Source organism: Streptomyces sp. NBC_01003 (genome assembly GCF_045162695.1).
Classification (GTDB): domain Bacteria; phylum Actinomycetota; class Actinomycetes; order Streptomycetales; family Streptomycetaceae; genus Streptomyces.
This window is the reverse complement of the sequence record NZ_CP108707.1, coordinates 5036998-5063438: the sequence shown is the minus strand read 5'-3', so window position 1 is coordinate 5063438 and position 26441 is coordinate 5036998. Positions and strand designations below refer to the sequence as shown.

General features: G+C 72.3%; 25 protein-coding genes. 16 read left to right on the top strand and 9 right to left on the bottom strand.

Going from position 1 to position 26441, the window contains the following annotated elements:
* Positions 1 to 33: 33 nt before the first annotated feature.
* The 3 genes from OG698_RS23235 to OG698_RS23225 form a co-directional block, all read right to left on the bottom strand.
* Positions 34 to 1911 (bottom strand): serine/threonine-protein kinase, encoded by a 1878-nt coding sequence (locus OG698_RS23235; protein ID WP_406105146.1) that lies wholly within the window; start codon positions 1909 to 1911, stop codon positions 34 to 36.
* 77 nt (positions 1912 to 1988) lie between these two features.
* On the bottom strand, positions 1989 to 2486 hold the full coding sequence (locus OG698_RS23230; protein ID WP_406105144.1) for a MarR family winged helix-turn-helix transcriptional regulator: 498 nt from the start codon (positions 2484 to 2486) through the stop codon (positions 1989 to 1991).
* Entirely contained in the window at positions 2483 to 3100 is a 618-nt protein-coding gene (locus OG698_RS23225) for a DJ-1/PfpI family protein (protein ID WP_406105143.1), read from the bottom strand. The genes OG698_RS23230 and OG698_RS23225 overlap by 4 nt, the downstream gene beginning before the upstream one ends.
* 267 nt (positions 3101 to 3367) lie before the next feature.
* On the opposite strand from OG698_RS23225, the gene OG698_RS23220 reads away from it, so the two are divergent.
* From OG698_RS23220 to OG698_RS23195, 6 genes are all read left to right on the top strand, one after another.
* Positions 3368 to 4210: a VTC domain-containing protein gene (locus OG698_RS23220; RefSeq protein WP_406105141.1), complete on the top strand. Its 843-nt coding sequence runs from the start codon at positions 3368 to 3370 to the stop codon at positions 4208 to 4210.
* Between the two features lie 63 nt (positions 4211 to 4273).
* The gene (locus OG698_RS23215) at positions 4274 to 5629 is read left to right on the top strand and encodes an aspartate aminotransferase family protein (protein WP_406105138.1); all 1356 of its coding nucleotides are present in this window, start codon (positions 4274 to 4276) and stop codon (positions 5627 to 5629) included.
* A 101-nt stretch (positions 5630 to 5730) separates the two neighbouring features.
* Positions 5731 to 6417, top strand: coding sequence for a GntR family transcriptional regulator (locus OG698_RS23210; RefSeq protein ID WP_406105137.1), 687 nt, complete (start codon positions 5731 to 5733; stop codon positions 6415 to 6417).
* Positions 6414 to 8903: a dolichyl-phosphate beta-glucosyltransferase gene (locus OG698_RS23205; protein ID WP_406105136.1), complete on the top strand. Its 2490-nt coding sequence runs from the start codon at positions 6414 to 6416 to the stop codon at positions 8901 to 8903. Before OG698_RS23210 ends, OG698_RS23205 begins: the two co-directional genes overlap by 4 nt.
* Before the next feature lie 68 nt (positions 8904 to 8971).
* Positions 8972 to 9622, top strand: a complete 651-nt coding sequence (locus OG698_RS23200; RefSeq protein ID WP_406105134.1) for a hypothetical protein — start codon at positions 8972 to 8974, stop codon at positions 9620 to 9622.
* Positions 9623 to 9633: 11 nt separating this feature from the next.
* Positions 9634 to 10143, top strand: a complete 510-nt coding sequence (locus tag OG698_RS23195; protein ID WP_406105132.1) for a GNAT family N-acetyltransferase — start codon at positions 9634 to 9636, stop codon at positions 10141 to 10143.
* Between the two features lie 15 nt (positions 10144 to 10158).
* Here the strand turns inward: OG698_RS23195 and OG698_RS23190 are convergent, their stop codons facing one another.
* On the bottom strand, positions 10159 to 10920 hold the full coding sequence (locus OG698_RS23190; RefSeq protein WP_406105131.1) for an SLATT domain-containing protein: 762 nt from the start codon (positions 10918 to 10920) through the stop codon (positions 10159 to 10161).
* A gap of 269 nt (positions 10921 to 11189) precedes the next feature.
* Between OG698_RS23190 and OG698_RS23185 the strand changes: the two genes are divergently transcribed.
* The 7 genes from OG698_RS23185 to OG698_RS23155 all read left to right on the top strand — a co-directional run bounded on the left by OG698_RS23185 (position 11190) and on the right by OG698_RS23155 (position 17690).
* Complete coding sequence (locus OG698_RS23185; protein ID WP_399968877.1) at positions 11190 to 11531, top strand: YbaB/EbfC family nucleoid-associated protein; 342 nt, start codon at positions 11190 to 11192, stop codon at positions 11529 to 11531.
* Between the two features lie 90 nt (positions 11532 to 11621).
* Complete coding sequence (recR, locus tag OG698_RS23180; RefSeq protein ID WP_116511760.1) at positions 11622 to 12221, top strand: recombination mediator RecR; 600 nt, start codon at positions 11622 to 11624, stop codon at positions 12219 to 12221.
* Positions 12214 to 12873: a DUF5063 domain-containing protein gene (locus tag OG698_RS23175; protein ID WP_406105129.1), complete on the top strand. Its 660-nt coding sequence runs from the start codon at positions 12214 to 12216 to the stop codon at positions 12871 to 12873. The genes recR and OG698_RS23175 overlap by 8 nt, the downstream gene beginning before the upstream one ends.
* 280 nt (positions 12874 to 13153) lie before the next feature.
* Positions 13154 to 14434: an aspartate kinase gene (locus OG698_RS23170; protein ID WP_399968871.1), complete on the top strand. Its 1281-nt coding sequence runs from the start codon at positions 13154 to 13156 to the stop codon at positions 14432 to 14434.
* Entirely contained in the window at positions 14434 to 15501 is a 1068-nt protein-coding gene (locus OG698_RS23165) for an aspartate-semialdehyde dehydrogenase (RefSeq protein WP_406105127.1), read from the top strand. The genes OG698_RS23170 and OG698_RS23165 overlap by 1 nt, the downstream gene beginning before the upstream one ends.
* Before the next feature lie 357 nt (positions 15502 to 15858).
* Positions 15859 to 16527, top strand: a complete 669-nt coding sequence (locus OG698_RS23160) for a SigE family RNA polymerase sigma factor (protein ID WP_383089181.1) — start codon at positions 15859 to 15861, stop codon at positions 16525 to 16527.
* A gap of 65 nt (positions 16528 to 16592) precedes the next feature.
* Positions 16593 to 17690, top strand: a complete 1098-nt coding sequence (locus OG698_RS23155; RefSeq protein WP_406105125.1) for a hypothetical protein — start codon at positions 16593 to 16595, stop codon at positions 17688 to 17690.
* A gap of 128 nt (positions 17691 to 17818) precedes the next feature.
* Here OG698_RS23155 and OG698_RS23150 read toward each other — a convergent pair whose 3' ends face one another.
* From OG698_RS23150 to OG698_RS23140, 3 genes are all read right to left on the bottom strand, one after another.
* On the bottom strand, positions 17819 to 18655 hold the full coding sequence (locus OG698_RS23150; protein WP_406105124.1) for an SURF1 family protein: 837 nt from the start codon (positions 18653 to 18655) through the stop codon (positions 17819 to 17821).
* Positions 18656 to 18735: 80 nt separating this feature from the next.
* Positions 18736 to 20550 carry a prolyl oligopeptidase family serine peptidase gene (locus tag OG698_RS23145; RefSeq protein ID WP_406105122.1) on the bottom strand — a complete coding sequence of 605 codons (1815 nt, stop codon included), beginning with the start codon at positions 20548 to 20550 and terminating at the stop codon, positions 18736 to 18738.
* An 86-nt stretch (positions 20551 to 20636) separates the two neighbouring features.
* Positions 20637 to 22091: a helix-turn-helix domain-containing protein gene (locus OG698_RS23140; RefSeq protein ID WP_406105120.1), complete on the bottom strand. Its 1455-nt coding sequence runs from the start codon at positions 22089 to 22091 to the stop codon at positions 20637 to 20639.
* A 178-nt stretch (positions 22092 to 22269) separates the two neighbouring features.
* On the opposite strand from OG698_RS23140, the gene OG698_RS23135 reads away from it, so the two are divergent.
* Positions 22270 to 23616 (top strand): M64 family metallopeptidase, encoded by a 1347-nt coding sequence (locus OG698_RS23135; RefSeq protein ID WP_406105118.1) that lies wholly within the window; start codon positions 22270 to 22272, stop codon positions 23614 to 23616.
* A 27-nt stretch (positions 23617 to 23643) separates the two neighbouring features.
* Here the strand turns inward: OG698_RS23135 and OG698_RS23130 are convergent, their stop codons facing one another.
* Both OG698_RS23130 and OG698_RS23125 read right to left on the bottom strand, forming a co-directional pair.
* The gene (locus tag OG698_RS23130; protein WP_406105117.1) at positions 23644 to 24582 is read right to left on the bottom strand and encodes a M56 family metallopeptidase; all 939 of its coding nucleotides are present in this window, start codon (positions 24580 to 24582) and stop codon (positions 23644 to 23646) included.
* A complete protein-coding gene (locus tag OG698_RS23125; RefSeq protein ID WP_406105115.1) occupies positions 24579 to 25010 on the bottom strand; it encodes a BlaI/MecI/CopY family transcriptional regulator in 432 nt (143 codons plus the stop codon). The genes OG698_RS23130 and OG698_RS23125 overlap by 4 nt, the downstream gene beginning before the upstream one ends.
* A gap of 132 nt (positions 25011 to 25142) precedes the next feature.
* Between OG698_RS23125 and OG698_RS23120 the strand changes: the two genes are divergently transcribed.
* Together OG698_RS23120 and OG698_RS23115 are read left to right on the top strand one after the other, a co-directional pair.
* A complete protein-coding gene (locus OG698_RS23120) occupies positions 25143 to 25820 on the top strand; it encodes a DedA family protein (RefSeq protein ID WP_406105114.1) in 678 nt (225 codons plus the stop codon).
* Positions 25817 to 26425, top strand: coding sequence for a phosphatase PAP2 family protein (locus OG698_RS23115; RefSeq protein ID WP_406105113.1), 609 nt, complete (start codon positions 25817 to 25819; stop codon positions 26423 to 26425). Before OG698_RS23120 ends, OG698_RS23115 begins: the two co-directional genes overlap by 4 nt.
* Positions 26426 to 26441: the final 16 nt, after the last annotated feature.

Genomic DNA, 26441 nt, shown 5'->3' with positions numbered 1-26441 from the left:
CTTCCGTTCAACTCGGCCCAGCGGATGGGGTGTTCAGCCCTTGCTGTACGTCAGCTCGTCGCCGTTGTTCATCGTGCGGCGCAGCTCGCCCGACGGGAGCACCTCGACCGAGCTCGGCTTGCCCGGACTGCACGAACCGGAGGGGCCCGAGACGACGTCCGTGGCGCCGATGCGCAGCGTCCCGCCGGACGCCGACACCAGCGCGCCCTGGAACACGCAGTGGTACGTGCCGCCGCCCTGGAGCGGGCCGTCCGCCGTCATCGACAGGACGGTGTCCCCGGGACTCCCCTGCTGGATGCTCAGACGGCGGGTGTTGTGGCCCGTGCCGTTGTCGATCGAGGCGGTCCAGGTGCCGAGGAACTCGGTGGGCACGTCCCCGCCGGCGGGCGGTTCGGAGGAGCTGGGCGGCTGCGATGTCCCGGGGTCCTGAGAGCTGGGCCCGCCCGTCGTCGGTCCCTGGCTCGTGGGCGCGTCGGACGTCGGCTGCTTGGGGTCGTCGCTCTGGGAAACCGTCTTGCCGTCGTCCTTCATCAGCGCGTACACCGATCCGCCCGCGCCGAGCGCCACGACGAGCGCCACCACGATCAGCGCCGCCGTGGAGCGCCCGCTGCGGCGCGGCTCCGGCTGAGGCGCGCCGACGGGGACGACAGCCGGGCCGTACGGGGGTGTGGAGCCGGGGCCGTAGGGCGGCGTCCCGCCCCAGCCGCCCTGCTGCGGGTAGCCGTAGACGGGTGCCTGGGGGTGGGGGTGCGGATACCCGTACGTGGCGGAGGCGGGCGGTGGCGCCGGCGGGAGCGCGGGGGCGGGCGGGCCGGAGGGGGAGACCATCGTCGGCAGGTGGTTGACGGGGGCGGCGCCGGGCGTGCCGGGCGGGGGAGGGGTGGCCACATCCCCACCGCCACCATCGCCACCGTCTCCGGTTCCGGCCGGCGCGGGCTTCTCCTTGTCGAGGCCGGGCGGCTTCCCGGAGGTCGCCCCGGTCGGGCCGTCAGGGTCCTCGTTGTCCAGCAACTGCACGGCGTGCCGCCCCAGTTGCGCCACGAGCGCCCCCGGCAGCCACGGGTCACGCGTGCGTCCGCCGTCGCCGAGCGTGTCCTCGGCGCCGGTCCGCTCCAGAAGCTGCTCCAGGGTCGGGCGGGCCGAGGGGTCCTTGCGCAGACAGTCCCGTACGAGTTCCTGGAGGCCCTCCGGGAGCTCTTCGAGGTCGGGCTCCTCCTGGGCGATACGGAACATCAGGGCGTGCACCCCGCTGTTGGCCGTGCCGAACGGCAGCGCGCCCGTCGCCGCGTAGGCGAGGACCGAGCCGAGGCAGAACACGTCGCAGGCCGTGGTGATCCGGTCGCCGCGCACCTGCTCGGGGGCCATGAAGCCGGGCGAGCCCACGAGGGCGCCCGTTCTCGTGAGGCCGCCGTCCGTCACGGTCTCCAGGGCGCGGGCGATGCCGAAGTCGATGACGCGGGGCCCGTCGATCGTCACCAGGACGTTCGACGGCTTCAGGTCGCGGTGGATGAGGCCCGCGGTGTGGATGTCCTTGAGCGCGTGCGTGAGGCCCGCCGCGAGGATCCGCACGGAGCGCTCGGGCAGCGCGCCGTGGTCGTGCGAGACGACCGTCTGGAGCGAGGGCCCCGCCACGTAACCCGTGGCCACCCAGGGGATGTCCGCCTCGGTGTCCGCGTCGAGGACCGGCGCCGTCCATGCCCCGCCGACCTGCCGCGCGGCCTGCACCTCGAGCCGGAACCGGTTCCTGAACTCCTCCTGCTCAGCGAGCTCCTGGCGCACCAGCTTCACCGCGACCGTGCGCCCGCGGTCCGAGCGTGCCAGATAGACCTGGCCCATTCCGCCCGCCCCGAGCCGCGCCAGCAGCCGGTACGCACCGATGCGCTGCGGATCTCCCGCCCCCAGCTTCTCCATGTCGCGCCACCCTCCCCCATGTGTGACCAACATCCTGAGAATAGTGGGAGGTTGTGACACTGGGGACGGGGCCGCGTCTACGGTTCGGTAACAGGGTGTGCCGTGGGGTGGGCCGTCGGGTGATCCCTGGGGTGGTCCGTCACCTCGTCCAGGGCCGCCGACAGCCGTTCGAGCATCCGTACCGTCGCGGCGAGTTCGTCCTCGCCGAGCGCCTTCGCGAGCCGGTCCGCGAGGGCCGCGTGGCCGGGGCCGATCCGCGCGACCGCCGCACGGCCCTCCTCGGTGGGGGCCAGGAGCTTGGCGCGCCGGTGGGCGGGGTTCGGCTCGTAGGCGGCGAGGCCCTGGGTGACGAGCAGGTCGGCGACGCGCTGGACGCTCTGGCGGGTGATGCCCATGGCGCGCGCGATGCCGGCGACGGGCAGCGGCTCGGCCAGGACCGCGCCGAGCACCTGCCACCGGGCGGCGGTGAGCCCCGTGGGCCGTGACAGGTCCTCGGAGACGGACAGGAACTGGCCGTTGAGCCGGAAGACGCCGAGCGCCGTCCGGCTCAGCAGGTCCTGCCGCGCCCTGCTCACCCCTGCGCTCCCTGGAGGGTCTCGTACGCCGTCGCGTCGGAGTCGTGGAACAGCCGGTACCAGGCGTCGAGCAGCTCCCCCTCGAACACCCCGAGCCCACCGAGGATTTCGCGGGCGAACGCGACGGGCTCGGTCGGCCCGGCCGTGATCAGCCCGCCGTCCGACACGGCGTCCGCGTCGACGTAGCGCCCGCCGCCCTTGTAGCCGGTGGCGGCCAGGTACATGGGGACGGCGCTGGTGTGCGCCCGGTCGTCGAGCAGGCCCTCGCGGGCGAGTCCGGCGGTGGCCCCGCAGATCGCGGCGACCGGCACGCCCGCGTCGAGGAAGGCGCGGGCCTTGCGGGCGAAGGGCGCGAGGTCGGCGCCAGTGTCCCAGAGGTCGGCGCCGGTGAGGATCAGCAGCGAGCTGTCCTCGGGGCGCAGCTCGTCGAGGGCCAGGTCGGGCTCGATGCGCACGCCTCCGATGGTGGTGACGGGCCGCCCGGCGTCGAGCGCGACGGTGCGGATCTCATAGCCGCCGCGGGCGAGGTGGGCGGTGGCGTGCCCCGATTCCCAGTCGGCGAGGGTGTCGTAGACGGCGAGGTGTACGGGCTTCGCGGTGCGGCCGTTGGTCATGACGTCCTCCAGAGCCTCGGTCGTTCCCTGCTTGCATTCCTGCTCATGTACCTGGCTTGCATCCTGCTTATGACAGCATGCTGTCATTACGGCAGCATGCTGTCAATCACACGCTCGGCCGCCACCCTTCTCGCTCCTCATGGAAATTTATTTCCGTCAAACGGAACAATCTTGCGATCGGGTGCGTACTACTTCACGACGACCCACGACGACCACGTCACGACGTACCCCTTCACGTCTACGACCTCCCCCGACCGAGGAGACCGTGTGCTGAACAGGACGCCAGTCGCCGTCCGCGCCCTCGCGCGCGCCGCGCTCGCCGCCCGCCCCGTCGGACTCGACGAGACCGACGCCGCGGCCCCGCTGCTGCGCCACCACGGCCACAGCTATCTCGTCCCCGTCGAGCTCTTCCACGACTTCGCCGCCCTGCTCACCGACCCCCGCAGGCCGGGCGGCCCCTACCGCGCCCTGTCGGTGGGCGGCCGCCGCTGGTTCGGATACCGCTCGACGCACTACGACACCCCCGCCCTGCGTTCGTTCCACGACCACGCGCAGGAGCGCGCGCCCCGCTTCGGCATCAGGGAGCGGCTCTATCAGGACAGCGGGAAGCGGCAGCTGGAGCTCAAGGTGCGCGGCGCGGACGGCGCGACGGTCAAGCACCGGACCCGCCTGGGAGAGGGCGACGACCCCCTCGACGACACCGGGCGCGCCTTCGTCACCGGGGTCCTGCGCGGTACGTACGGCATCGGGGCGCCGCAGGAGCTGGCCGCCCGCCTCGTCACCGAGTACCGGCGCGCGACGTTCGTCGCCGACGGGCAGCGGCTCACCTGCGACGCGGGGCTCGTGGTGCGCGACGCGGGTGAGGGGCGCGCGGTACGGGCGGACGGCGGGTCCGTGCTCGTGGAGACCAAGGCGGGTGCGCCGGGGCGGCCGACGGACGCGGACCGGCTCCTCGCACGGTTCGGAGTGGCGCCCGTGGCGTTCGGCAAGTACTGCGGCGGGCTCGCCGTGCTGCGGCCCGAACTGGCGGCCGGACCGTGGCAGGAAGCGGTGCGGACGCTGTTCCCCGGAGCGGTGCCTCCGGGCGAGGGCGACAGTGTGTCGCGTTAGCGGCCGTCCCACAGACAGGACGCCGATGGTCCTTCCACCATGCGGACATTTACCCTCGGGCCCATGACCCCTCAGCCGAATCCCCAGGTCGGCGCTGCCGTCAAGGCCGCGGACCGTGCGCACGTGTTCCACTCCTGGTCCGCACAGGAGCTCATCGACCCGCTCGCCGTCGCCGGTGCCGAAGGCTCGTACTTCTGGGACTACGACGGCAACCGCTACCTCGACTTCACCTCCGGCCTCGTCTTCACGAACATCGGGTACCAGCACCCGAAGGTCGTCGCCGCGATCCAGGAGCAGGCCGCCTCCCTCACGACCTTCGCGCCCGCGTTCGCCGTCGAGGCCCGCTCCGAGGCCGCACGCCTCATCGCCGAGCGGACCCCCGGCGACCTGGACAAGATCTTCTTCACCAACGGCGGCGCCGAGGCGGTGGAGAACGCCACCCGCATGGCCCGGCTGCACACGGGCCGCCACAAGGTGCTCTCCGCCTACCGCTCGTACCACGGCGCCACCTCCACCGCGATCAACCTGACCGGCGACCCGCGCCGCTGGCCGAGCGACCAGGGCGCGGCGGGCGTCGTCCACTTCTGGGCGCCGTTCCTCTACCGCTCCCCGTTCTACTCGGAGACCGAGCAGCAGGAGTGCGAGCGCGCGCTCCAGCACCTCGAGGACACCATCGTCTTCGAGGGCGCGGCCACCATCGCCGCGATCATCCTGGAGACCGTGCCCGGCACCGCCGGCATCATGACGCCGCCGCCCGGCTACCTCCAGGGCGTGCGCGAGCTGTGCGACCGGCACGGCATCGTCTTCATCCTCGACGAGGTCATGGCGGGCTTCGGGCGCACCGGCAAGTGGTTCGCCGCCGACCACTACGACGTCGTGCCCGACCTGATGACCTTCGCCAAGGGCGTGAACTCGGGCTACGTCCCGCTCGGCGGCGTCGCCATCTCCGGCGCCATTGCCGACACGTTCGGCAAGCGCCCCTACCCGGGCGGCCTCACCTACTCCGGGCACCCGCTGGCCTGCGCCGCCGCCGTCGCCACCATCAACGTCATGGAGGAGGAGCGCGTCGTCGAGAACGCCGCCCACCTCGGCGAGACGCTGATCGGTCCGGCGCTGCGCGACCTCGCGGAGCGTCACCCGTCGGTGGGCGAGGTCCGCGGCCTCGGCATGTTCTGGGCCCTGGAGCTGGTGAAGGACAGGGAGAGCCGCGAGCCGCTGACCCCGTACAACGCGGCGGGTGCGGCGAACGCGCCGATGGCCGCCTTCGGCGCCGCCGCCAAGAAGAACGGCCTGTGGCCCTTCATCAACATGAACCGCACCCACGTGGTCCCGCCGTGCAACGTCACGGAGGCCGAGGCCAAGGAGGGCCTCGCCGCTCTCGACGAGGCGCTGACCGTGGCGGACGGATACACGGTGTAGGGAAATAGGTACTCCGTGTCGCTCCCCGTAGTGCGTAGGCTGACCAGCTGACCAGGAACAGCCTCACCAGCTGACGACGCACTACGGGGGAGGGACACCACGTGCCCGGAACCGACGGCGGAGCTGCCGTCCAGCGCAGCACGCTGCGCCAGCAGATCGCCGACGCCCTGCGCGACGAGATCCTCGCGGGGCGGCTCGAACCGGGCCAGGAGTTCACGGTCAAGGAGATCGCCGAACAGTACGGCGTCTCCGCGACGCCGGTCCGTGAGGCCCTGGTCGACCTGTCCGGGCAGGGCCTCCTGGACTCCTCCCAGCACCGCGGCTTCGCGGTCCACGAGTACTCCCTGGCCGACTACCGCGGCATGATCGAGGCCCGCAGCCTCGTCACCGACGGCATCTTCCGCGGCCTCGCCGCGAACGCCGACGCGCACCACGTGACCCCCGCCGCCCTCGCCGGGGTCCGCCGCCGCGGCGAGGAGGCCGCCCGCGCGGCCACGGCCGGCGACCTGAATGTGCTGATCGGCTACGACCTGCGGTTCTGGCGCGAGCTCAGCGCCTTGTTCGGGAACCCGTACCTCTCCGACTTCTTCCACCGGCTGCGCGTCCAGTCGTGGATGTGCGCGGTCCCGCACCTGCGCCGCGTGGACGACCTCAGGGGCCACCTCTGGGCCGGGCACTGCGGTCTCGTCGACGCGCTCGCAAACCGGGACGCGCGCGCCGCGCAGGACATCGTCACCGCGTACAACGCGGACTCCCTGGCCCTCGTCGAGCGGCTGGCCGCGCGGTGAGCACGGAGCGGACGGACCGTCGTGTCGCCGCGCGCGCGGGCGTCGTGGACCTCACCGTCGTCGTCCCCGCGTACAACGAGGAGCGCCGGCTCGGCCCCACCCTGGACGCGGTCACCGCGTACCTGGACGCCGGGGACGGCGGGAACCGGTGGGGGGACTGGGAGATCGTCGTCGTCGACGACGGCTCCACCGACCGCACCCGTGAGATCGCGGAGCGCGCGGCAGCCGCCGCCCCGGAGGGCCCCGGCCGTACCCCCCGCATCCGGCTCGTCCGGAGCCCCCGCAACCGCGGCAAGGGCCACGCCCTGCGCCAGGGCGTCCTCGCCTCCCGGGGCCGCCGCGTCCTGGTCACCGACGCCGACCTCGCCGCGCCCATAGAGGAGCTGGAAGCCCTCGACAAGGCGCTCGGCGAGGGGCATGCGGCGGCGATCGGCTCCCGGGCAAGGCCTGGCGCGACGATCACCCGCCACCAGCACCGGCTGCGCGAACTCCTCGGCCGCACCGGCAACTTCCTGATACGCGCGACGAGTGTCCCCGGCATCAGGGACACCCAGTGCGGCTTCAAGCTCTTCGACGGCGACCGGGCCCGCGCCGCGTTCGGCGCCGCACGCCTGGACGGCTGGGGCATCGACGTAGAGATCCTGATGTACTTCCGCCGCTCCGGCTGGCCGGTCGCCGAGGTGCCCGTGCGGTGGTCGCACCAGGCGGGCTCGAAGGTCCGCCCCTTCGACTACATACGGGTCCTCGCCGAGCTGGTGACGCTCAGGGCGCGGGCGGTGCCGAAGGGCCACCTCCTCGTGGCGGCGCTCTTCCTCGTCCTGTCCGTCGCCCTGTACTCGGGCCGGTGGGCGGCACCCGCCCACCGCTACCTCCCCGACTCCCTCCAGGACCAGAACCAGTGGGAGTGGTTCTTCGCGGTGACGGCGGACAGCGTCCGCCACCTCCACAACCCCTTGTTCACGACGCTCCAGGGCTTCCCGGACGGCGTGAACCTGATGGCCAACACCGCGATGCTGGGCCTGTCCGTCCCGCTCGCCCCCGTGACCTGGCTCTTCGGCCCCGCCGTCGCCCTGAACGTGGCGATGACGGGCGGCCTCGCCGCCACCGCGTTCGCCTGGTACCGGCTGATCCTCCAACGGCTCGTGCGGACCCCGTGGGCCGCCGCGACCGGCGCACTCCTCGCCGCGTTCGCGCCGCCGATGGTCAGCCACGCGCATGCGCACCCGAACTTCGTCGTCCTCTTCATGATCCCGCTGATCATCGAGCGGGCGCTGCGGCTGTGCGAGGGCAAGCGCGTGGTGCGCGACGGCGTCGCCCTCGGTCTCTTCGCGACGTACCAGATCTTCCTCGGCGAGGAGCCGCTGCTGCTCGCCGTCATGGGCATGGCGCTGTTCGCGCTCGCCTACGCCGTCGTGCGCAGGGACGTGGCGAAAGCGGCCTGGCGCCCGCTCCTGCGCGGGCTCGGGATCGCCGCCGCGGTCGCCCTGCCGCTCGTCGCCTTCCCCCTGTACTGGCAGTTCCTCGGCCCGCAGAGCTACAAGAGCGTGCTGCACGGCGACAACGCGGGCAACAGCCCCCTCGCCCTCCTCTCCTTCGCCGAGCGCTCCCTCGCCGGCTCCCGCGAGCGCGCCGCCACGCTCGCCCTCAACCCGACCGAGCAGAACGCCTTCTACGGCTGGCCGCTCGTCGCGCTCGCCTTCGCGATCGTCGTACGGCTGTGGCGCAGCGCCGCCGTGAAGGCGCTCGCGTTCACCGCGGTCGCGGCGGCGCTGCTCTCGCTCGGCCCGAAGTTCCGCATCCCGCTGACCGACGTCGTGCTGCCGGGCCCCTGGGCGCTGCTCGCCCACCGGCCCCTGTTCGAGTCGGTCATCGAGTCGCGGGTCGCGATGGTGTGCGCGCCCGCGCTCGGGATGCTGCTCGCCCTCGCGCTCGACCGGCTTGCCGCGGTGCGGGCGCCGTACCGGCTCCTCGGGCTCGTGGCGGTCGCCGCGGCGCTTGTGCCGATCGTCCCGGCGCCGCTCAGGGCGGTCGACCGGGTCGACGTCCCGGCGTTCGTCGCCGACGGCACCTGGAAGCGGTACGTCGGCCCCGGCGAGAGCCTCGTACCGGTGCCGCTGCCCGACCCGGGCAACGCGGAGGCCCTGCACTGGCAGACCGAGGCGGGCCTCGGCTTCCGCCTCCCCGGCGGCTACTTCAACGGCCCCTACGGACCCGACCACGTCGGCATCTACGGCGCCTCGCCCCGCTGGACCTCCAACCTGCTGCGCGACATCCGCTACTCGGGCCGCGCCCCCGAGATCACCGACGCGTGGCGCGCCCAGGCCCGCCGCGACTTCGCGTACTGGCACGCCGGCGTCCTCGTGCTCGCGCCGCAGCAGAACGACGGGGTGCTGCGGGCGACGGTCGACCAGCTGGTCGGCAGGGCCGGAACGTGGACCGGAGGCGTATGGATCTGGGATCTGAGCAATGTGCAGAGGGGGAGCTGAACCGGCTCCCCGCGCATTACGCTGCCTTTCCGCCGTTCATTACGGGCTTTCATACCGGAGGAGTCGCCTTGGCCTGTGACCTGTGGCTGGTCCCGCTCGTCGATGTGCTGTGCCACAGCCCCGACAACCCCTTCGCCGAGGAACTCGCGCTCTACGACAAGGCGTTGCACGCGGCAGGACTGCCACCGGTGCCGGTCTACGAGTACATGCCCGGACTCTCCGGTGACGTGGCCCCCGTCGCCGGCTTCGACTACGACGCGCTGCATTTCCTGCGCCGCGCGTACCTCCTCCAGATGTGCGGCCTCGCCGTCACTCCGGTCGACGAACTGGGCGGCGACTACGAGCAGCTCCTGGAGATGTTCGAGACGACGGCCCAGCAGTCGCACCTGGTCTGGCACTACGACCACGCGGGCGCGTACGTCCCCGTGGACTTCCCGAGCCCGCTGTCCAACGACGAACTCCTCGCCGGCGGCGGCCCCCTCGGCTCCTCCCACGCGCTGCTTCGGGAGCTGGAGTACGTGGCCCGGTCGATCGGCATAGACCCGGCCAACCCACCGGCGCCCCCGGTCCCGCCGGAGGGCCCCACGTCCCTGGAGGAACCGGCGGCCCCGGCCCCCGTGGACGACAGCCCCTTCGCCCGCGAACGCCACGTCTGGCTCGGCCTGCACGCGGCCGCGACCCGGAGCCTGGCCCAAGGCTCCATGATCATCTTCAGCTGACCTGGAGCCCCGTGCCCGAGACGCGCCCCGCCCACGTCCGCGACCACCCCGCGCTCGTCCGCCACGTGCAGAACTGGTGGGGCGACTCACGGAGTCCCGCCCGGGCCCGCGAGCTGTCCCGGCTGCTGCCGAAGGTGTTCCTGCAGTTCTTCGCCGGCACCAGCCTGGTCGTCGAGGACGGGGCGGGCATCAGGGCGTTCCTCGTCGGCTTCCACTCCGCCGACAACGACACCGAGGCGTACATCCACTTCGTGGGGGTCGACCCGGAGCTGCGCGGGCGGGGCGTGGCCCGGGGCCTCTACGAGGCTTTCTTCCGGCAGGCCGCCGGCGCCGGGCGCCGGGAGGTCCGCGCGATCACCTCGCCGGGCAACAAGGGGTCCGTCGCCTTCCACCGGGCCATGGGCTTCACGCTGGTCGCGGGCGACCGAGAGATCGACGGCGTACCCGTGCACAGCGACTACGACGGGCCGGGGGAGGACCGGGTGTGCTTCGTCCGCGCGCTCGCGCCGCCCCGGGCGTGACGCGGTGCGGGGTGGTCAGCGCGGCTCGGGCGGGCGCTGGCGGGGCATGTTCGGGCGGGCGCCCGGGGGGAGGGGGAAGCGGCCCGGCGGGGGTTCCACGGGGCGGGTGCCCGGGGTGACGGAGGACTGCATCACCAGCGGCGCCGGACCCGAGCGGAACTCCACCATCCAGTCCGCCGTCTCCGCCCGCACCAGCTCCGTCACGTCGTCCGTGAAGCGCCGCAGCACCGACAGGCACCGCTCGGCGGCCTCGCTGGCCGTGCCCTCCGTCGGGCCGAGCACCTCCCGCACGCTCTCCGACGCCCAGTCGAACTGGAGCGCCTGGAGCCGCCGCTGCACCGCCTGGGCCGTGGCCACGTCCCTTATCCAGCCCGACGTGAGCCCGAAGTACCGGTCGCAGGCCACGCACGCCACCGCGAGCAGCAGCGCCAGATACCCCCAGGGCGCGACCCCGCCGAGAGCCCCGGTCAGATCGAGCAGCGGCAGCATCGCCCCCGACACCGCACCGGCGACCGCACCGCCGCGCAGCGCCCGCGCCCCGCGCCGCTTCCACACCCGGTCGGCGAGGTACCAGTAGGCCGTGTCGAGCGCCCCGCGCTCCACCCACCGGTAGAGCTCGTCGAGCCGCTCGGCCGGCTCGCCCCAGTCACCGACGGGGAACGCCCGCCCGGTCAGGTCGCCCGGCCGCACCGTGTCACCCGTGCCGTCATTGCTCTCGCCCCGCGCGCCCCGCTCCTCCTGCGGCGGTCCCTCGGGCTGCATCTCCGGCTGGCTCACCCGGCACTCCCTACGACTGGTCCTGGTCACGGATGGGGCTCATGTGCAGAGCATCTTCCTACCGCCCAATGGGTGGCCAAGGACCCGTTTTCGCGGGATTTCCGCCCGGAAGTGGGTCTTGATCAGGTATAGGCGGGGAGTTCGACTCACTCGAAAGAGTGCAGCGAAAGGTGCCGGGGCGGGCGACACCCCGACCACGTAGGCTCGTTCCAGGGCGGAGACCCCGCGCCCGGTCGCAGGTCGAAACAGGACGCAACAGGAGCTGAATCGTGATTCCCGGTGGTGGCCAGCCCAATATGCAGCAGTTGCTCCAGCAGGCCCAGAAGATGCAGCAGGACCTCGCCAAGGCCCAGGAAGAGCTGGCGCTGACCGAGGTCGAGGGCCAGGCCGGCGGCGGTCTGGTCAAGGCGACGGTGACGGGTTCCGGCGAGCTGCGCGGCCTCGTCATCGACCCGAAGGCCGTCGACCCGGACGACACCGAGACCCTCGCCGACCTGGTCGTCGCGGCGGTCCAGGCGGCGAACGAGAACGCGCAGACGCTCCAGCAGCAGAAGCTCGGCCCGCTGGCCCAGGGCCTGGGCGGCGGAGGCATCCCGGGGCTTCCCTTCTAAGGAAGCCGCAGCGCAACTAACGTACGTACTACGCAGCGGCTGGCATGCTCAGCGGCACAGCATCACCAAGCAGAAGTCGGAAGGCACTCCGTGTACGAAGGCGTGGTCCAGGACCTCATCGACGAGCTCGGCAGGCTGCCGGGCGTCGGTCCCAAGAGCGCGCAGCGGATCGCCTTCCACATCCTGCAGGCGGAGCCGACGGACGTACGGCGTCTCGCGCAGGCCCTGATGGAGGTCAAGGCGAAGGTCCGCTTCTGCGCGACCTGCGGCAATGTGGCGCAGGAGGAGCTGTGCAACATCTGCCGCGACCCGCGCCGCGACCTCACGGTCATCTGCGTCGTCGAGGAGCCCAAGGACGTCGTCGCCATCGAGCGGACCCGCGAGTTCCGGGGCAAGTACCACGTGCTCGGCGGGGCGATCAGCCCCATCGAGGGCGTCGGCCCGGACGACCTGCGGATAAGGGAACTCCTCGCCCGTCTCGCCGACGGCACGGTCACCGAGCTGATCCTGGCCACGGACCCGAACCTGGAGGGCGAGGCCACGGCGACGTACCTCGCCCGCATGATCAAGCCGATGGGCCTCAAGGTCACCCGCCTGGCCAGCGGGCTCCCGGTGGGGGGCGACCTGGAATACGCGGACGAGGTCACGCTCGGCCGCGCCTTCGAGGGGAGACGACTCCTAGATGTCTGACGCCACACTGAACGCCGTCAAGGACGATCCGGACGACTTCGCGGTCCAGATCTCGGACCAGATCGAGTCCTTCATCGTCGCGGTCGCCGAGGTGGCGAAGGGCGACGAGCCGGACTCGGCCGTTCCCTTCCTGCTCCTCGAGGTCTCCCAGCTGCTCCTCGCGGGCGGCCGGCTCGGCGCGCACGAGGACATCGTCCCCGACGAGCGCTACGAGCCCGATGTCGGCCCCGAGCCGGACGTCGACGACCTGCGCCAGAAGCTCGCCGCGCTCCTGGAGCCGATCGACGTCTACTCCGAGGTCTTCGACCCGTACGAGCCGCGCAAGGCGCCGGTCGCCTGCCGGATCTCGGACGACCTGGCCGACGTCCTGGCCGATCTGCGCCACGGCATGGCCCACTACCGCGCGGGCCGCACCACCGAGGCCCTGTGGTGGTGGCAGTTCTCGTACTTCTCGAACTGGGGCTCCACGGCCTCCGGCGCCCTGCGCGCGCTGCAGTCCCTGGTCGCGCACGTCCGCCTGAACCAGCCGCTGGACGACCTGGACGGCCTCGACACCGACGAGGACCTCGCCGAGGAAGCCCTCGCCGAGGCGGCGGGCAAGGTCATGGCGGAGGAGATCGCGGGCCCGCTGGGGCTCCGTACGGTGAAATGACCCCTCACCTGTGGATACGTGCCGGTGAAATGACCCCCGCCCGTGGGTACTCGCCGGTGAAATGATCCGGCCGGTGAAGTGACCCACCCCACTTTTCCGGTTGCCGGGCCGGGCCGCGGGCATGCGCTTGTCCGAGCGGCCGGAGCGTGAAGCCCTCACCGGGTCCCAGTGCCCGGTGATCACTTTCTGAGCGGGACATCTCAGGATGTGGTATTCCCGGGGCTGATTTCGGCCGCTCGTTAGACTGAGCCGACCGAGACAAACTGAGCGAGGAGCGCACGTGGGCCTTGTCGTGCAGAAGTACGGAGGCTCCTCCGTAGCCGATGCCGAAGGCATCAAGCGGGTCGCCAAGCGAATCGTCGACGCCAAGAAGAACGGCAACCAGGTGGTTGTCGTGGTGTCCGCGATGGGCGACACGACGGATGAGTTGATCGATCTCGCCGGGCAGGTATCCCCGATCCCTGCCGGGCGCGAATTCGACATGCTGCTGACCGCCGGAGAGCGGATCTCCATGGCCCTGCTGGCCATGGCGATCAAAAACCTGGGCCACGAGGCCCAGTCGTTCACGGGCAGTCAGGCCGGCGTCATCACCGACTCGGTCCACAACAAAGCCCGGATCATCGATGTGACCCCGGGACGGATCAGGACGGCGCTCGACGAGGGCAACATCGCCATCGTCGCCGGGTTCCAGGGCGTCAGCCAGGACAAGAAGGACATCACCACGCTCGGCCGTGGCGGGTCCGACACGACCGCCGTCGCCCTCGCCGCGGCCCTCGACGCCGAGGTGTGCGAGATCTACACGGACGTCGACGGCGTGTTCACCGCCGACCCGCGCGTCGTGAAGAAGGCGCGGAAGATCGACTGGATCTCCTTCGAGGACATGCTGGAGCTCGCCAGCTCCGGGTCCAAGGTGCTCCTCCACCGCTGTGTGGAGTACGCGCGCCGCTACAACATCCCGATCCACGTCCGCTCGTCCTTCTCGGGACTGCAGGGCACCTGGGTCAGCAACGAACCGCACTTTGATCAAGGGGACCAGAAGGTGGAGCAGGCCATCATCTCCGGTGTCGCTCACGACACCTCCGAGGCGAAGATCACCGTCGTGGGTGTCCCGGACAAGCCCGGGGAGGCCGCGAACATCTTCCGGGCCATCGCGGACTCCCAGGTCAACATCGACATGATCGTGCAGAACGTGTCCGCGGCCTCGACCGGCCTGACGGACATCTCCTTCACTCTCCCGAAGACCGAGGGCCGCAAGGCCATCGACGCCCTGGAGAAGACGAAGGGCGCGGTCGGCTTCGAGTCCCTGCGCTACGACGACCAGATCGCCAAGATCTCCCTCGTGGGCGCCGGTATGAAGACGAACCCGGGTGTCACGGCCGGGTTCTTCGAGGCGCTCAGCGACGCGGGCGTCAACATCGAGCTCATCTCGACCTCCGAGATCCGCATCTCGGTCGTCACGCGCGCCGACGATGTGACAGAGGCCGTGCGCGCCGTGCACACCGCCTTCGGCCTCGACTCGGACTCCGACGAGGCCGTGGTCTACGGAGGCACCGGCCGCTGATGGCTCAGACCGACAGGCCGACGCTCGCGGTCGTGGGAGCGACCGGGGCCGTCGGCACGGTCATGCTCCAGATCCTTTCGCAGCACGCGGACATCTGGGGCGAGATCCGCCTGATCGCCTCCTCGCGCTCGGCCGGCCGCAAGCTGGCCGTGCGCGGGGAGGAGGTCGAGGTCATGGCCCTGTGCGAAGAGGCCTTCGACGGGGTCGACGTCGCGATGTTCGACGTACCCGACGAGATCTCCGCGCAGTGGGCGCCCGTCGCCGCCTCCAAGGGGGCGGTCGTCGTGGACAACTCGGCCGCCTTCCGCATGGACCCGGACGTGCCGCTCGTCGTGCCCGAGGTCAATCCGCACGCCGCGCGCGTGCGGCCGCGCGGCATCGTCGCCAACCCCAACTGCACGACCTTGTCGATGATCGTCGCCGTCGGCGCTCTGCACGCCGAGTTCGGGCTGCGCGAGCTGGTCGTCTCCAGCTACCAGGCCGTCAGCGGGGCCGGCCGCGCCGGCATCGACACCCTGCGCCAGCAGATGTCGCTCGTGGCCGGTACGGAGCTCGGGACCCACCCCGGCGACGTACGCCGTGCGGTCGGCGACAACACCGGCCCCTTCCTCGAACCCGTGGCGCTCAACGTCGTGCCGTGGGCCGGGTCCCTGCGCGAGGACGGCTGGTCCTCCGAGGAGATGAAGGTGCGGGACGAGTCCCGCAAGATCCTCGGTCTGCCGGACCTCAAGGTCGCGGTGACATGCGTACGCGTCCCCGTCGTCACCACGCACTCCCTGACCGTCCACGCCCGCTTCCAGGGCGAGGTCACGGTCGACAAGGCACGCGAGATCCTCGCGACCGCGCCCGGTGTCGTGCTCTTCGACAACCCGGCCGCCGGTGAGTTCCCCACGCCCGCCGATGTGGTGGGCACCGACCCGACCTGGGTGGGCCGCGTCCGGCGCTCCCTCGACGACCCGGCCGGGCTCGAATTCTTCGTGTGCGGGGACAATCTGCGCAAGGGCGCGGCCCTGAACACCGCGCAGATCGCCGAGCTGGTGGCCCAGGAGTTCCCGCCCGCCGCGTGAGTTCGGCCTCTTCACCGTCCGGAAGCCGGACTTGGTGTTCTTTTATCCGGCGCGCTTTATAAGATCTGTGAAGGACCTGTGGGCGTTCGGTGGTCTTAACCACTTGAACGCGGGGGTCCGCGCGCCCGAAGATTCGTCGAAGATCCCTCCCCGTTCCGTGCAACCGAGCACGGGACGGGGAGCGTCTTTGCGATCGCCTTTCGGGGGCGCCGGGCCTAGGGGCGCCAGGGGAATCTGGGGCATAGGGGAAGAGCGGGTACGCATGAGGGCACTTGACGCAGCGTCATGGATGATGCCTGCCGCAAACAGGACGCCTGTCGCGTACAACCCTGACGGGGGGAAGCGTGTCCAACAGGCGTGGCAGAGGTACTCGATTTCACAGCGGTTCAGGCGAGGGGCGCGGCCCTTCGCCCGCCCCGGCGTCCCCGGATGTCCGGTTCGTCCGGCGGCATGCCGGTGATCGCCCCCATGCCAGCAGCGCGGCCTGCCCGCATACCCGCTCAGCGCGAAGGCGCTGAGGAGACGATGGCAGCAGGCACCACGGTCGACCATCTCACCGAGACCTACCGCGCCCACTACCGGTCGCTCCTCGGTCTCGCGGCCCTGCTCCTGGACGACACGGCCTCGTGCGAGGACGTCGTGCAGGAGGCGTTCATCAGGGTCCACTCCGCGCGCAAGAGAGTGCGCGACCCCGAGAAGACGCTCGCGTATCTGCGGCAGACGGTCGTGAACCTCTCGCGCTCCGCCCTGCGCCGCCGCATCCTCGGCCTGAAGCTTCTGACGAAGCCGATGCCCGACATGGCGAGCGCGGAGGAGGGCGCGTACGACCTCCTTGAGCGCGACGCGCTGAAGAAGGCGCTGCGCGGGCTGCAGCGCCGCCAGCGCGAGGTCCTCGTCATGCGCTACTTCGCGGACATGACCGAGGCGCAGGTGGCGGAGGCCCTGGGCATCTCCCTCGGTTCCGTGAAGGCGTACGGATCCCGGGGCATAGCGGCGCTCCGCGTCGCCATGGAGGCCCCCGCATGAGCAGCGACGAGCACCGCAATGATCGGGATGAGCAGAACAGGCATGTGGGATCCGGGGATGGAACTGTGAATCACGGCCCCGGCCAGGACGACGGCCTCTTTGGCGGTCCCGAGGATCCCTTCGGCCGCCCGGACTCCGCGGGCGGCGCGGACTCCGTCGACCCGCTGGACTCCCTCGGCGGTGACGAGCTGGCGCTGCGGCGCCTGTTGCACGAGGCCGTGGAGGAGATCGAGCCGTCGAACGGGACGCTCGAACATCTGCGCCGCGCAGTGCCCGCCCGGCGGGCCCGTAAGCGGCAGGCCGTCGTCGGTATGGCGGCCGCGGCCCTGTTCATCGGCATGGCGATCCCCGCGCTCGTCCATGTGACGGGCCAGAGCGGGTCGGACGACCGGCCGTCCATCGCCGGCAACAGCGAGGCGACGCACGGCGGTACGGGCTCCGGGAAGGGGCCCGACGGCGGCGAGAGCGGCACGGGCAGCCCCTCGGGTAAGTCCAAGTCCAAGGACAAGGACGGCAAGAAGGACAAGCCCGGCGACAAGGGCAAGGGTGCGGGTGGTGGTGCCACCGGCGGCCCTGATCCCGCGAGCACGGCAGCCGCGAGCTCCCCGGTCTGCGGGGCGGCCGACCTCGGCGGCGCCTCGGCGAACGTCGGCGCGGCCGACGCGGGCGGCAACGTCTACGGCTCCTTCCGCGTCACGAACGTCTCCCAGGCGAACTGCTCCGTCGACGCCCCCGGTGCCGTCTCCGTCGTCGCCCAGGGCGCGGCCGACCCGGCCAAGGTCAACGTCGTCGACCACACGGCGGGCGACGCCGCGACAGGACTGCCCGACCCGTCGACGGAGCCCAGCCAGCTGATCCTTGAACCGGGCATGTCGTACGAGGTCCGCTTCGCGTGGGTCCCGTCCGCGGAGTGCCCGACCACGGGAGGCGGTGGCGACCCGTCGCCCAGCCCGACCCCGTCCGGCGGCACCACGGGCGACGCGACGGGCTCGAACCCGGACCAGAGCGGCCTGTCCACGCAGCTGGTGGCGGAGGGCCCCACGGCCGACGGCAGCGTCGCGGTCTCCCACACCGCGGAACCGGGCACGCCCTCGTCCAGCACGACGATCCCCAACGCGTGCTCGGGAACGGTGTACCGCACGGGGGTCTTGCCGGCGTCTTAGGGCCGGACCCGTTCATGCCGGTGCGGTGAGACACGAGGAGACGTGGGGAGGTGCTGGGCAACTCCCCCTCCGACGGCGACCAGCCGCAGCGACGATCAGCCACGACGGCTCTTCCCGGCGGTGCCGGACTAGCCTCGGGCCGTCCCGGGGCTCGCGGGCTCCGGGGAGTCCGCCGCGTCCGGGGCCGTGCCGGTCGAATCGGATTCCGTGAGCCCCAGCGCAGCGTCCCGCTCGAACTCCGCCTCGCGGCGCAGCAGGCGGAACCACATGAAGACCACGAAGCCCGCGAAGACGAACCACTCGCCGGTGTAGCCCAGGTTCTGGAACGCCTTCAGGTCGAGGCCACTGCCCTGCGGCGCCGTCGCCGGTACCGCCGTCATCCCCGAGTCCGCCTTGTCGAGCGTGACCCACGCGTCGTAGACGTCGTACGGGACGAGGTTCACCAGGGACGCCGCGCTGATCGCGCCGAGCTGCCCGGCCGGCAGGCCCCCCGCGGTGGGCGCCCCGCCCGAGCCCGGGCTCTCGGAGGCCTGGAGCGCACCGGTGACGGTGACCTCGCCCCGGGGCGCGGCGGGAGCCTTCGCGGCGCTCGCCGCACCGGGCACCCAGCCGCGTACGACGGGCAGCGCCTTGCCGGCGCCCCCCTCCGTGCGCAGCAGCGTCACCACGTAGAAGCCGGTCCTGCCGTCGAGTTCACGGTCGGGGACCAGGAGCTGCTTGCCGTAGTGCCCGGTCGCGGTGGCCCGCTTGCCGGACGTCTTCTGGTCCACGGGCAGCAGGGAACCGAGCGGCCGGGGCGCGGCCTTCTCGTTCGCCGTCGACTGCGCCGAGGCGTCCTTGTGGCCCTGCACCCGGTCCTCGAAGCGGCCGAGCTGCCAGGAGCCCATGAAGACGCAGAAGGGGATGGCGAGCACGACGAACACGTTGATCCCCCACCACCGGGGGGTCAGGAGGAACCGGTACACCCTCCCCACGGTACGGCTCCCGCGCGAGGACCCGGGCCGCGGGGTGGGCCCGGTCCCGCGCGGGAGCACCGCCGCGTTCGTCAGCTCAGATGCCGCGCCGCGAAGTCCAGCTCCAGCCGCACCTGCTTGATCCGCTCCTCCACGACGAGCGAACCGTGCCCCGCGTCGTACCGATACACCTCGTGGGTCGCGCCGCGCGCCACGAGCCGGTCCACATAGTTGTCGATCTGGCGGATCGGGCACCGCGGGTCGTTGACCCCTGCCGAGACGTAGACCGGGGCCTTCACCTCGTCCACGTACGTCAGCGGGGACGAGGCGGTGAAGCGGTCGGGGACCTCTTCCGGGGTGCCGCCGAACAGCGTGCGGTCCAGCGCCTTGAGGGCCTCCATCTCGTCGTGGTACGCCGTGACGTAGTCCGCGACGGGCACGGCCGCGAGGCCCACCGCCCAGACGTCCGGCTGGGTGCCGACGCCGAGGAGCGTGAGGTAACCGCCCCACGAGCCGCCCGCGAGGACGAGCCGGTCCGGGTCGGCGAGCCCGGACGACACGGCCCACTCGCGGACCGCCGAGACGTCCTCCAGCTCGATGAGGCCGACGCGGTGCTTGAGCGCGTCCGTCCACTCGCGCCCGTATCCGGTCGAGCCCCGGTAGTTGACCCGGACCACCGCGTACCCGTGGTCCACCCAGGCCGCGGGTCCGGCCGCGAACGAGTCGCTGTCGTGCCACGTCGGCCCCCCGTGCACCTCGAACACGGTGGGCAGCGGGCCCGTCGTCCCCGCCGGCTTCTGTACGAGGGCGTGGATGCGGCCGCCGGGCCCCTCGACCCACACGTCCTCCACCGGCACCGACGCCGGCGCCTTGAGCCCGGGCGGATCGAGGACCACGCCGCCCGACGTGGACCGGACGACCGACGGCTCGGCCGCCGAGGACCAGAGGTACTCCACGCTGCCGTCGGGCCGCGCCGTCGCCCCTGACACCGTGCCCGGCGGCGTCTCGACGCGGGTCAGGGCGCCCGAGCCGACCTCGTACCGCCACAGGTCGCTGCGGGCCTCGAAGCTGTGCGCGACCAGGAGGGCGGAGCCGTCCGGATACCACTCGGCGGAGACGTCACCGGGCAGGTCGAGGGCGAGATCGGTCTCCTCGCCCGACGCCACGTCCCACAGCAAGGGCTCCCAGCGTCCGCGCCGCTGATGCCCGACGAGGAGCCGGTCGTCCCCGTCGACCGGAGCGAAGCCGAGGACCTCCAGGCCCAGCTCCTGCGTGCCGCCCTTGGTGTCGTCGAGCTCGGCGACCGTCGTCCCGTCGGGCCGCACCACACGCAGCGCCGCGTGCATGGCGTCCCCGTGCTCCGTGTGCTCGATGGCGATGAGGGAGCCGTCGTGCGAGAGGTCGCCGACGCCGGCCGATTCGCGGTGCCGGTATATCTCCTGGGGCGCGCCGCCGTCGCGGACGACATGGATCGTCGTGCCGTCCTCGTCCGTGGAGCGGCCCACGACCGCCGTCGAACCGTCCCTCCCGATGGCCAGGCCCGCCGGGTACGAGGCTTCGAGCCCGTCCACCGCGGGGACGTCGTCGCCTCCGCCGAAGGGCTGGCGCAGCCACACCCCGAACTCGTCTCCGTCCTTGTCGCTGAACCACCAGATCCACTCGCCGTCGGGGGACAGGACGCCGTCCGTCGTCCCGTTCGGCCGGTCCGTCGCTCTGCGCTGCTCGCCCGTCGCCCGGTCCCACGCGTACAGCTCGTACGTCCCCGTCGCGTTCGACACGAACAGGGAGCGGTCCGGCGCGTCCTCCGCCCAGTCGGGCAGGGACACCCGCGGCGCACGGAAGCGCTTCTCCCAGTCCGGCATGGATCCGCCGCCCGCCCCCCGAGGGGTCCCGTTGCTCTCAGTCATGGCCCCATAGTGCCTCCACCGGCCGACAATCCGCCGACGAGGTTCCCCAGCCTGTGGACAACTCCAGCCTGTGGGTGACTTCCCGGTCACACGGGCGGCTCGGCGGGGGCCGGGCCGAGGGTGGTGGTGCCGGGCGCGGCGCGGTGTCCGAGGCCCGTGCGGTACGTGTCGAGGGCGGCGTCGATACGGCCCGTGCGGCGGTAGAGGTCGCCGAGCAGGCGGCACAGGTCGGCCAGGTCGCCCGCCGCGCCGGCGCGTTCGAGCAGGCTCAGTGCGGTGACGTAGTGCTCCTCCGCGGCCTCGGCCGCCGCCGTGTCCTCCGGGTCGCCCGCGGCCCCCGACTCCTCCGCGATGATGCCGAGCAGCCGGTGCGCGCCCGCCGCGTGGACGGCGCCGCGCTCCGGATTCAGGTCGCCGAGCAGGGCCCGCAGCAGCGCGGCCGCCTCGTCGCTGCTGCCCCTGCGGCGCAGCACGTCGGCCAGCTCCACCTCGACCTGCGTCGTGTAGAGCACCGCCCGCTTGGCCGACAGCATGTCGCGCGCGGTTCTCAACTCCCTCTCCGCGTCGGCGAGTCGGCCGTCCTGAGCGTGCACATAGCCACGCATCCAGTGGCAGTGCGCGAGTTCGGTGCGGATCTGGAGCCGCTGGTACAGCTCGGCGGCCTTGCTCAGGGAGGCGTCGGCCTCCGCGGCGCGGCCCTCGGCAAGGAGAGTACGGGCCACCGAACGGTGCATCTTGGCGACGAGTACGGGGTCCCCGGCCTGCGGGGCCAGCGAGAGCGCCAGCTCGGCGGCCTGCGCGGCGCGCGCGTGGGCGCCCATGTCCATGTACGGGGCGATGGTCGCGGTGTAGAGCAGCAGCAGGGCGTCCGGGTCGTGCAGGCCGCTGGTGTTCAGCTCGTCGAGCGCGGACTCCAGGAGGTAGCACGCGTACCGCAGCTCTCCGGAGAGGTAGTGCGCGAGGGCACGCGCGCGCACGACGGGGGCGCGCTGGGGCAGTGGTGCGCCCACTGCGACGAGCAGCGCCTCGGCGGCCTCGAAGTGCCGGTGGGCGTCGGGGAGTTCGCCGGTCTCCAGGGCGCACTCGCCGAGGCCGAGTTCGGCGGCGGCCTGTTCGGCGGTGAGGCCGTGCCGCTCGGCCTCGGCGCGCAGCTTCTCGTAGAGGACGGCGGCCTCCTCGGCGGCGCCCGTGGTGAGCCCGCGCTGGGCCTCGGTGAGGCGCAGGCGCAGCCGGGTGGCGAGGTGGGCGGGCTGCCCCGTCGTGAGCTCCTCGTAGGTCACGCCGAGGCGCTCGGCGACATGCCGCAGGGCGGCCTCGGAGGGGCGGACGCGGCCCGCTTCCAGGGTGGAGATGTAGGCGGGTGTGTAGACGGGCTCGGCGACCTGACGCTGGGTCAACCCGCGTTCCGTACGCAGACGGAGGACGCGGCGGCCGATGGGTTCGTCGGCAGGCTCGGCAGGCTCGGCGTCCGGTGCGAGGCCGGGTTCACCGTCCGGTATGGAGCCGGGGCCGCCCGCCTCCGGGGTGCTGTCGTGCGTCATTGTGCGGCGCGCCGCCCTTCCTGTCCCGCTCCGTGGTTCCGCACCCGCAACTGTCGCTCGCCGCAGGGCACTTGAGTCTCACCCCTTGTCAGCCGTGACGCCACCCCCTAGGTTGATCGACCGATTAAGTCTGATTAACCCAGCACTTATGTCTCCTACTTGAGTACCCGAGGTCCTCGTGCCGATACCCAAGTCCCCGCGCCGTCCCCTGCCTGCCGCGCTCCTCGCCGGTCTACTCGCGGCCGCCGCCCTCGGCGGTGCGGGCCTCGCCGGCCACGCCGAAGCCGCGGGCGGGTCCGACACGGGGACCCGTACGGTCGAGTACTTCGCCGACTCCCACGGAGAGGGCCGGCACGTCCGGGTCCCCGCCGCGGTACCGGCGGAGATCCGCAAGGAGAAGCGCGCGCCCGCGACGGCCGCCCCGGACGGCGAGGTCACCGCGCTGCAGAAGACGGGCCCCTCCGAGGGCCGCCTCGACCTCGTGATCATGGGCGACGGCTACACGGCGGCCCAGCAGGAGGACTTCAAGCAGGACGCCGAGTCCAAGCTCGCGTCGATCTTCGCGATCGAGCCGTACAAGAGCTACAAGGGCCTCTTCAACTTCTGGCTCGTCAACGCGGTCTCGAACGAATCGGGTGTCTCCGGGGACCCCACCCAGGACGTCGTCAAGGACACCGCGCTCAGTAGTTACTTCTTCTGCGACGATGTCGAGCGGCTGCTGTGCATCGACGAGAAGAAGGTCGACTCGTACGCACAGCAGGCCCCGGACTCCGACATCGTCTTCGTCGTCTCGAACGCCACGAAGTACGGCGGCGCCGGTTACAGCGGCGTCCGGTCGACGGCCGGGCACACCGGCATCGCCACGATGTCCTCCGACAACGACCGCTCGTACCTGATCGGCGCCCACGAACTGGGCCACTCCATAGGCCTGCTGGCCGACGAGTACCAGTACGACGGCTACGGCAGGTACCCCGGCGCGGAACCCGTCGAGCCCAACACCAGCATCCTGACGGCGGACGGCATGTCCGGAGCCAAGGCCAAGTGGTACCGCTGGCTCGGCGAGAGCGACCCGGCGGGCGGGACCGTGGGCACGTACGAGGGCGGCGGCTACTACGAGTACGGGATCTACCGCCCCACCCAGAACTCGATCATGCGCGCCCTGGACACCGAGCAGTTCAACCTCGTCGGCCGCGAGGCGATGATCGCCGGCTTCTACCGCGACGCCGACGTGCTCACGGCCCGCACCCCCACCGCCCGCACCCTGCGCCCCCAGGACCACATCCGCGTGGACCTCGCGCCGCTCGCCAAGGGCCTGTCCGACGTGCGCGTGCACTGGTACGTCGACGGGGTCGAGGTACGCCGCGCCGCCGCCGAGCACACCGTCACCGGCAAGGAGCTCGGCGCGCGCAAGGGCACGCACACCGTCACCGCGACCGCCGTCGACAGCAGCGCGTCGCTGCGGGACCCGGCGGCGATCCGGGCGGCGTCCAACAGCGTCAGCTGGACGGTGAAGACGGGCAAGTGACGGGTCACGCGCGCGAGGAGGCCCGGTTCAGCGGCCGGTCTCTCCCTGGGCGACCTCCACGCCCGCGTGCAGGTCGTGAGCCGCGTCGGCGACCGCGCCGGCCGAGAGCGCCGCGCACACCAGGAGCGCGCCGGCCAGCGCGCGCCGCAGCGCCTTGCGCGGGCGGGCCGCCGTGGCGCCCGTGGTCAGCAGGGCGGTGACGCGCCGCGGCACCGGGCCCGCCGTGACGGCGAGCGCCGTACGGGGCCGTGATCCGGCCCCCGGGAAGCGGGCCGCGGCGAGGGCGGCCCGGCCGATCGCGCGCGCGGTGAGCGCCCGGTCGCCCGTCGCGGTGGCGGCGGACTCGTCCGCCCAGCGCTCGAGCGCGTAGGCAAGGGGTTCGCGCAGACCGCGCAGCATCGGGTGCAGGGTGACGGCCAGTTCGGCCGCCGCGAGGAACAGGTGGTGGCGGCCCGCGAGGTGGGCGCGCTCGTGTGCGAAGAGCACCTCGCGCTCCCGCGCGTCGAGGGACCGCAGCATCCCCGTCGTCACGACGATCCGGCCGGGGCGGCCCGGAAGGGCGTAGGCGTACGGGAGTTCGTCCGGCCGCACGGAGAGTTCGCCGGCGCCGGCGGACCCGGCGCGGGCCGCCCGCATCTCGCGCCGCTGCCGCAGCCCCGTACGGACCAGCGCGAACGCGCCCGCAGCCAACGCGAGCGCGGCGAGGACCGACGCGGGAACGAGCACCGGGGAGCCGTCGCCGAGGAGGGGTGGCGACAGCCGACCGAGGGCGGCCACGGCAGGCAGTCGCAGCGCCCCGGCGGAGGCGAGGAGTCCGAGCGAGGCCGTGCTGGACCCGGCGAGGACGACGGAGAAGCCCGCCAGTGTCCACGCCGCCGCGCGGGGCGGCAGCCACTCGGCGGCGCGCCGCGCGGCGGGCACGGCGAGCAGCGGCATGAGCAGCGGGATCCAGACGGCGAAGATCATCGGCCGGTACCTCCGCGGCCGCCGCTCCCTGTGCCGCCCTCGGTACCGCTGTCGCCTCCGTCGCCGTCGCCGCCGTCGAGCAGCGCGCGCAGCATCTGCTCGTCCTCGCTGCTCAGCTCGGAGACGAAACGGGCCAGGACCGTGCCGCGGTCGTCGTCCTTGTCGAGTTCGGCGTGCATACGGCGGGCCGTGAGCCCGTGCGCGTCCTGCGCGGGCCGGTACGCGTAGCCGCGGCCCGCCCGGTCCCGGGTGACCGTCCCCTTGGCGTGGAGCCGGGTCAGGATCGTGGTCACGGTGGTGCGCGCCAAGCCGTCGGCGAGCGCCCGCTGCACCTCGCCGGGGGTGAGCGGCGTCTCGGCGGCCCAGAGCGCGGCGAGGACGCTCGCCTCCAGCTCGCCCGCGGGACGCCGTTCCTGCTCCTCGGCCATGGGAACGATCCTCCGCTCTTCTTCGTCTACAGTTGAGTAGACCGTCTACACGACTGTAGTCACTCGGTCGGCGCGCCCGCCCACGGGCCGCCGTCCAGCCCATTATGAGACGACTGAGAGAGGAGCGGCCCCGTGGCCGTAGACCCCCTCGCCGCCGCGCAAGCGGTGAACGTGCTGGACGCCGGCTCCCTCCTGTCCGCCTTCGGCGCCCTCGGCGTGGCCGTCGTCCTGTTCGCGGAGACCGGACTGCTCGTCGGGTTCTTCCTGCCGGGCGACTCGCTGCTCTTCACGGCCGGCCTGCTCTGCGCGGGCGGCTCGCACGGGCCCGTCCATCTCTCGCTGCCGCAGGTCCTGGCCGCCGCCGTCGTGGGCGCGCTGGCCGGGGCGCAGGCCGGGTACTGGATCGGGCGGCGCGGCGGCCGCGCGCTCCTCGCCCGCAGCAGAGCCGAGCGGCTGCACGAGGGGGCGGCCCGCGCCGAGGAGCTGCTCGATCGGTACGGGCACGCCAAGGCGATCGTCCTGGCCCGCTTCGTCCCCGTCGTCCGTACGGTGCTCAACCCGCTGGCCGGAGCGCTCGGGGTGCCGGCGCGGGTCTTCACGGTGTGGCAGGTCGTCGGCGGCCTCGTCTGGACGGTCGGCCTGGTCCTCGCGGGCTACGGACTCGGCTCGTCGGTACCGAACGTCGACCGTTATCTCCTGCCGATCGTCGCCCTCGTCGTCATCGTCTCCCTGACCCCGCTGGCCCTGGAGGTGTGGCGCTCCCGCGCCAGGTCACGTGAACGCCGCGCCGCGGAGGAGGGCACATCATGACCGCACCTCTCGCCTTCGGCGGCGCGTCCGTGGACGGCGGTCTCTACACGTGGGTGACCGATCTGGCGCACAGCACTCCGCACGCGGTGAACGCCGTCGTGGCCGGCTGGTCGGACTACGGCCTCGCGCTTTTCGCCGTACTCATGATCGCGGCGTGGTGGCGCGCGAGAGGCGAGGGCGGCGTCCGGATGGCCCGGGTCCTCGCGTCCCCGGTCATCGTCGTGGTCGCCTATGCGGCGAACTCCGTATTCAAGTCGGTCGTCGACGAACAGCGCCCGTGCCGCACGCTCCACACGGTCACCGTGGAGGCGTGCCCGGCGCTCGGGGACTGGTCGTTCCCCAGCAACCACGCGGTGATCGCCGCCGCGGCGGCCGTCACGCTGCTGCTCGCCGACCGCCGCATCGGCCTGATCGCGGTCCCGGCGGCGGTCCTCATGGGCGCCTCCCGGGTGTGGATCGGCGCACACTACCCGCACGATGTCGCGGTGGGCCTGGCCATAGGCGCCACCCTGGCCCTCCTGCTCACCCCACTCGCGACCCGGGCCGCCCCACTGGTGGACCGCCTGAGAACGACGCGTCTACGGCCACTGGTGTCCACACACTGACGGGGTGGCGCCGGTT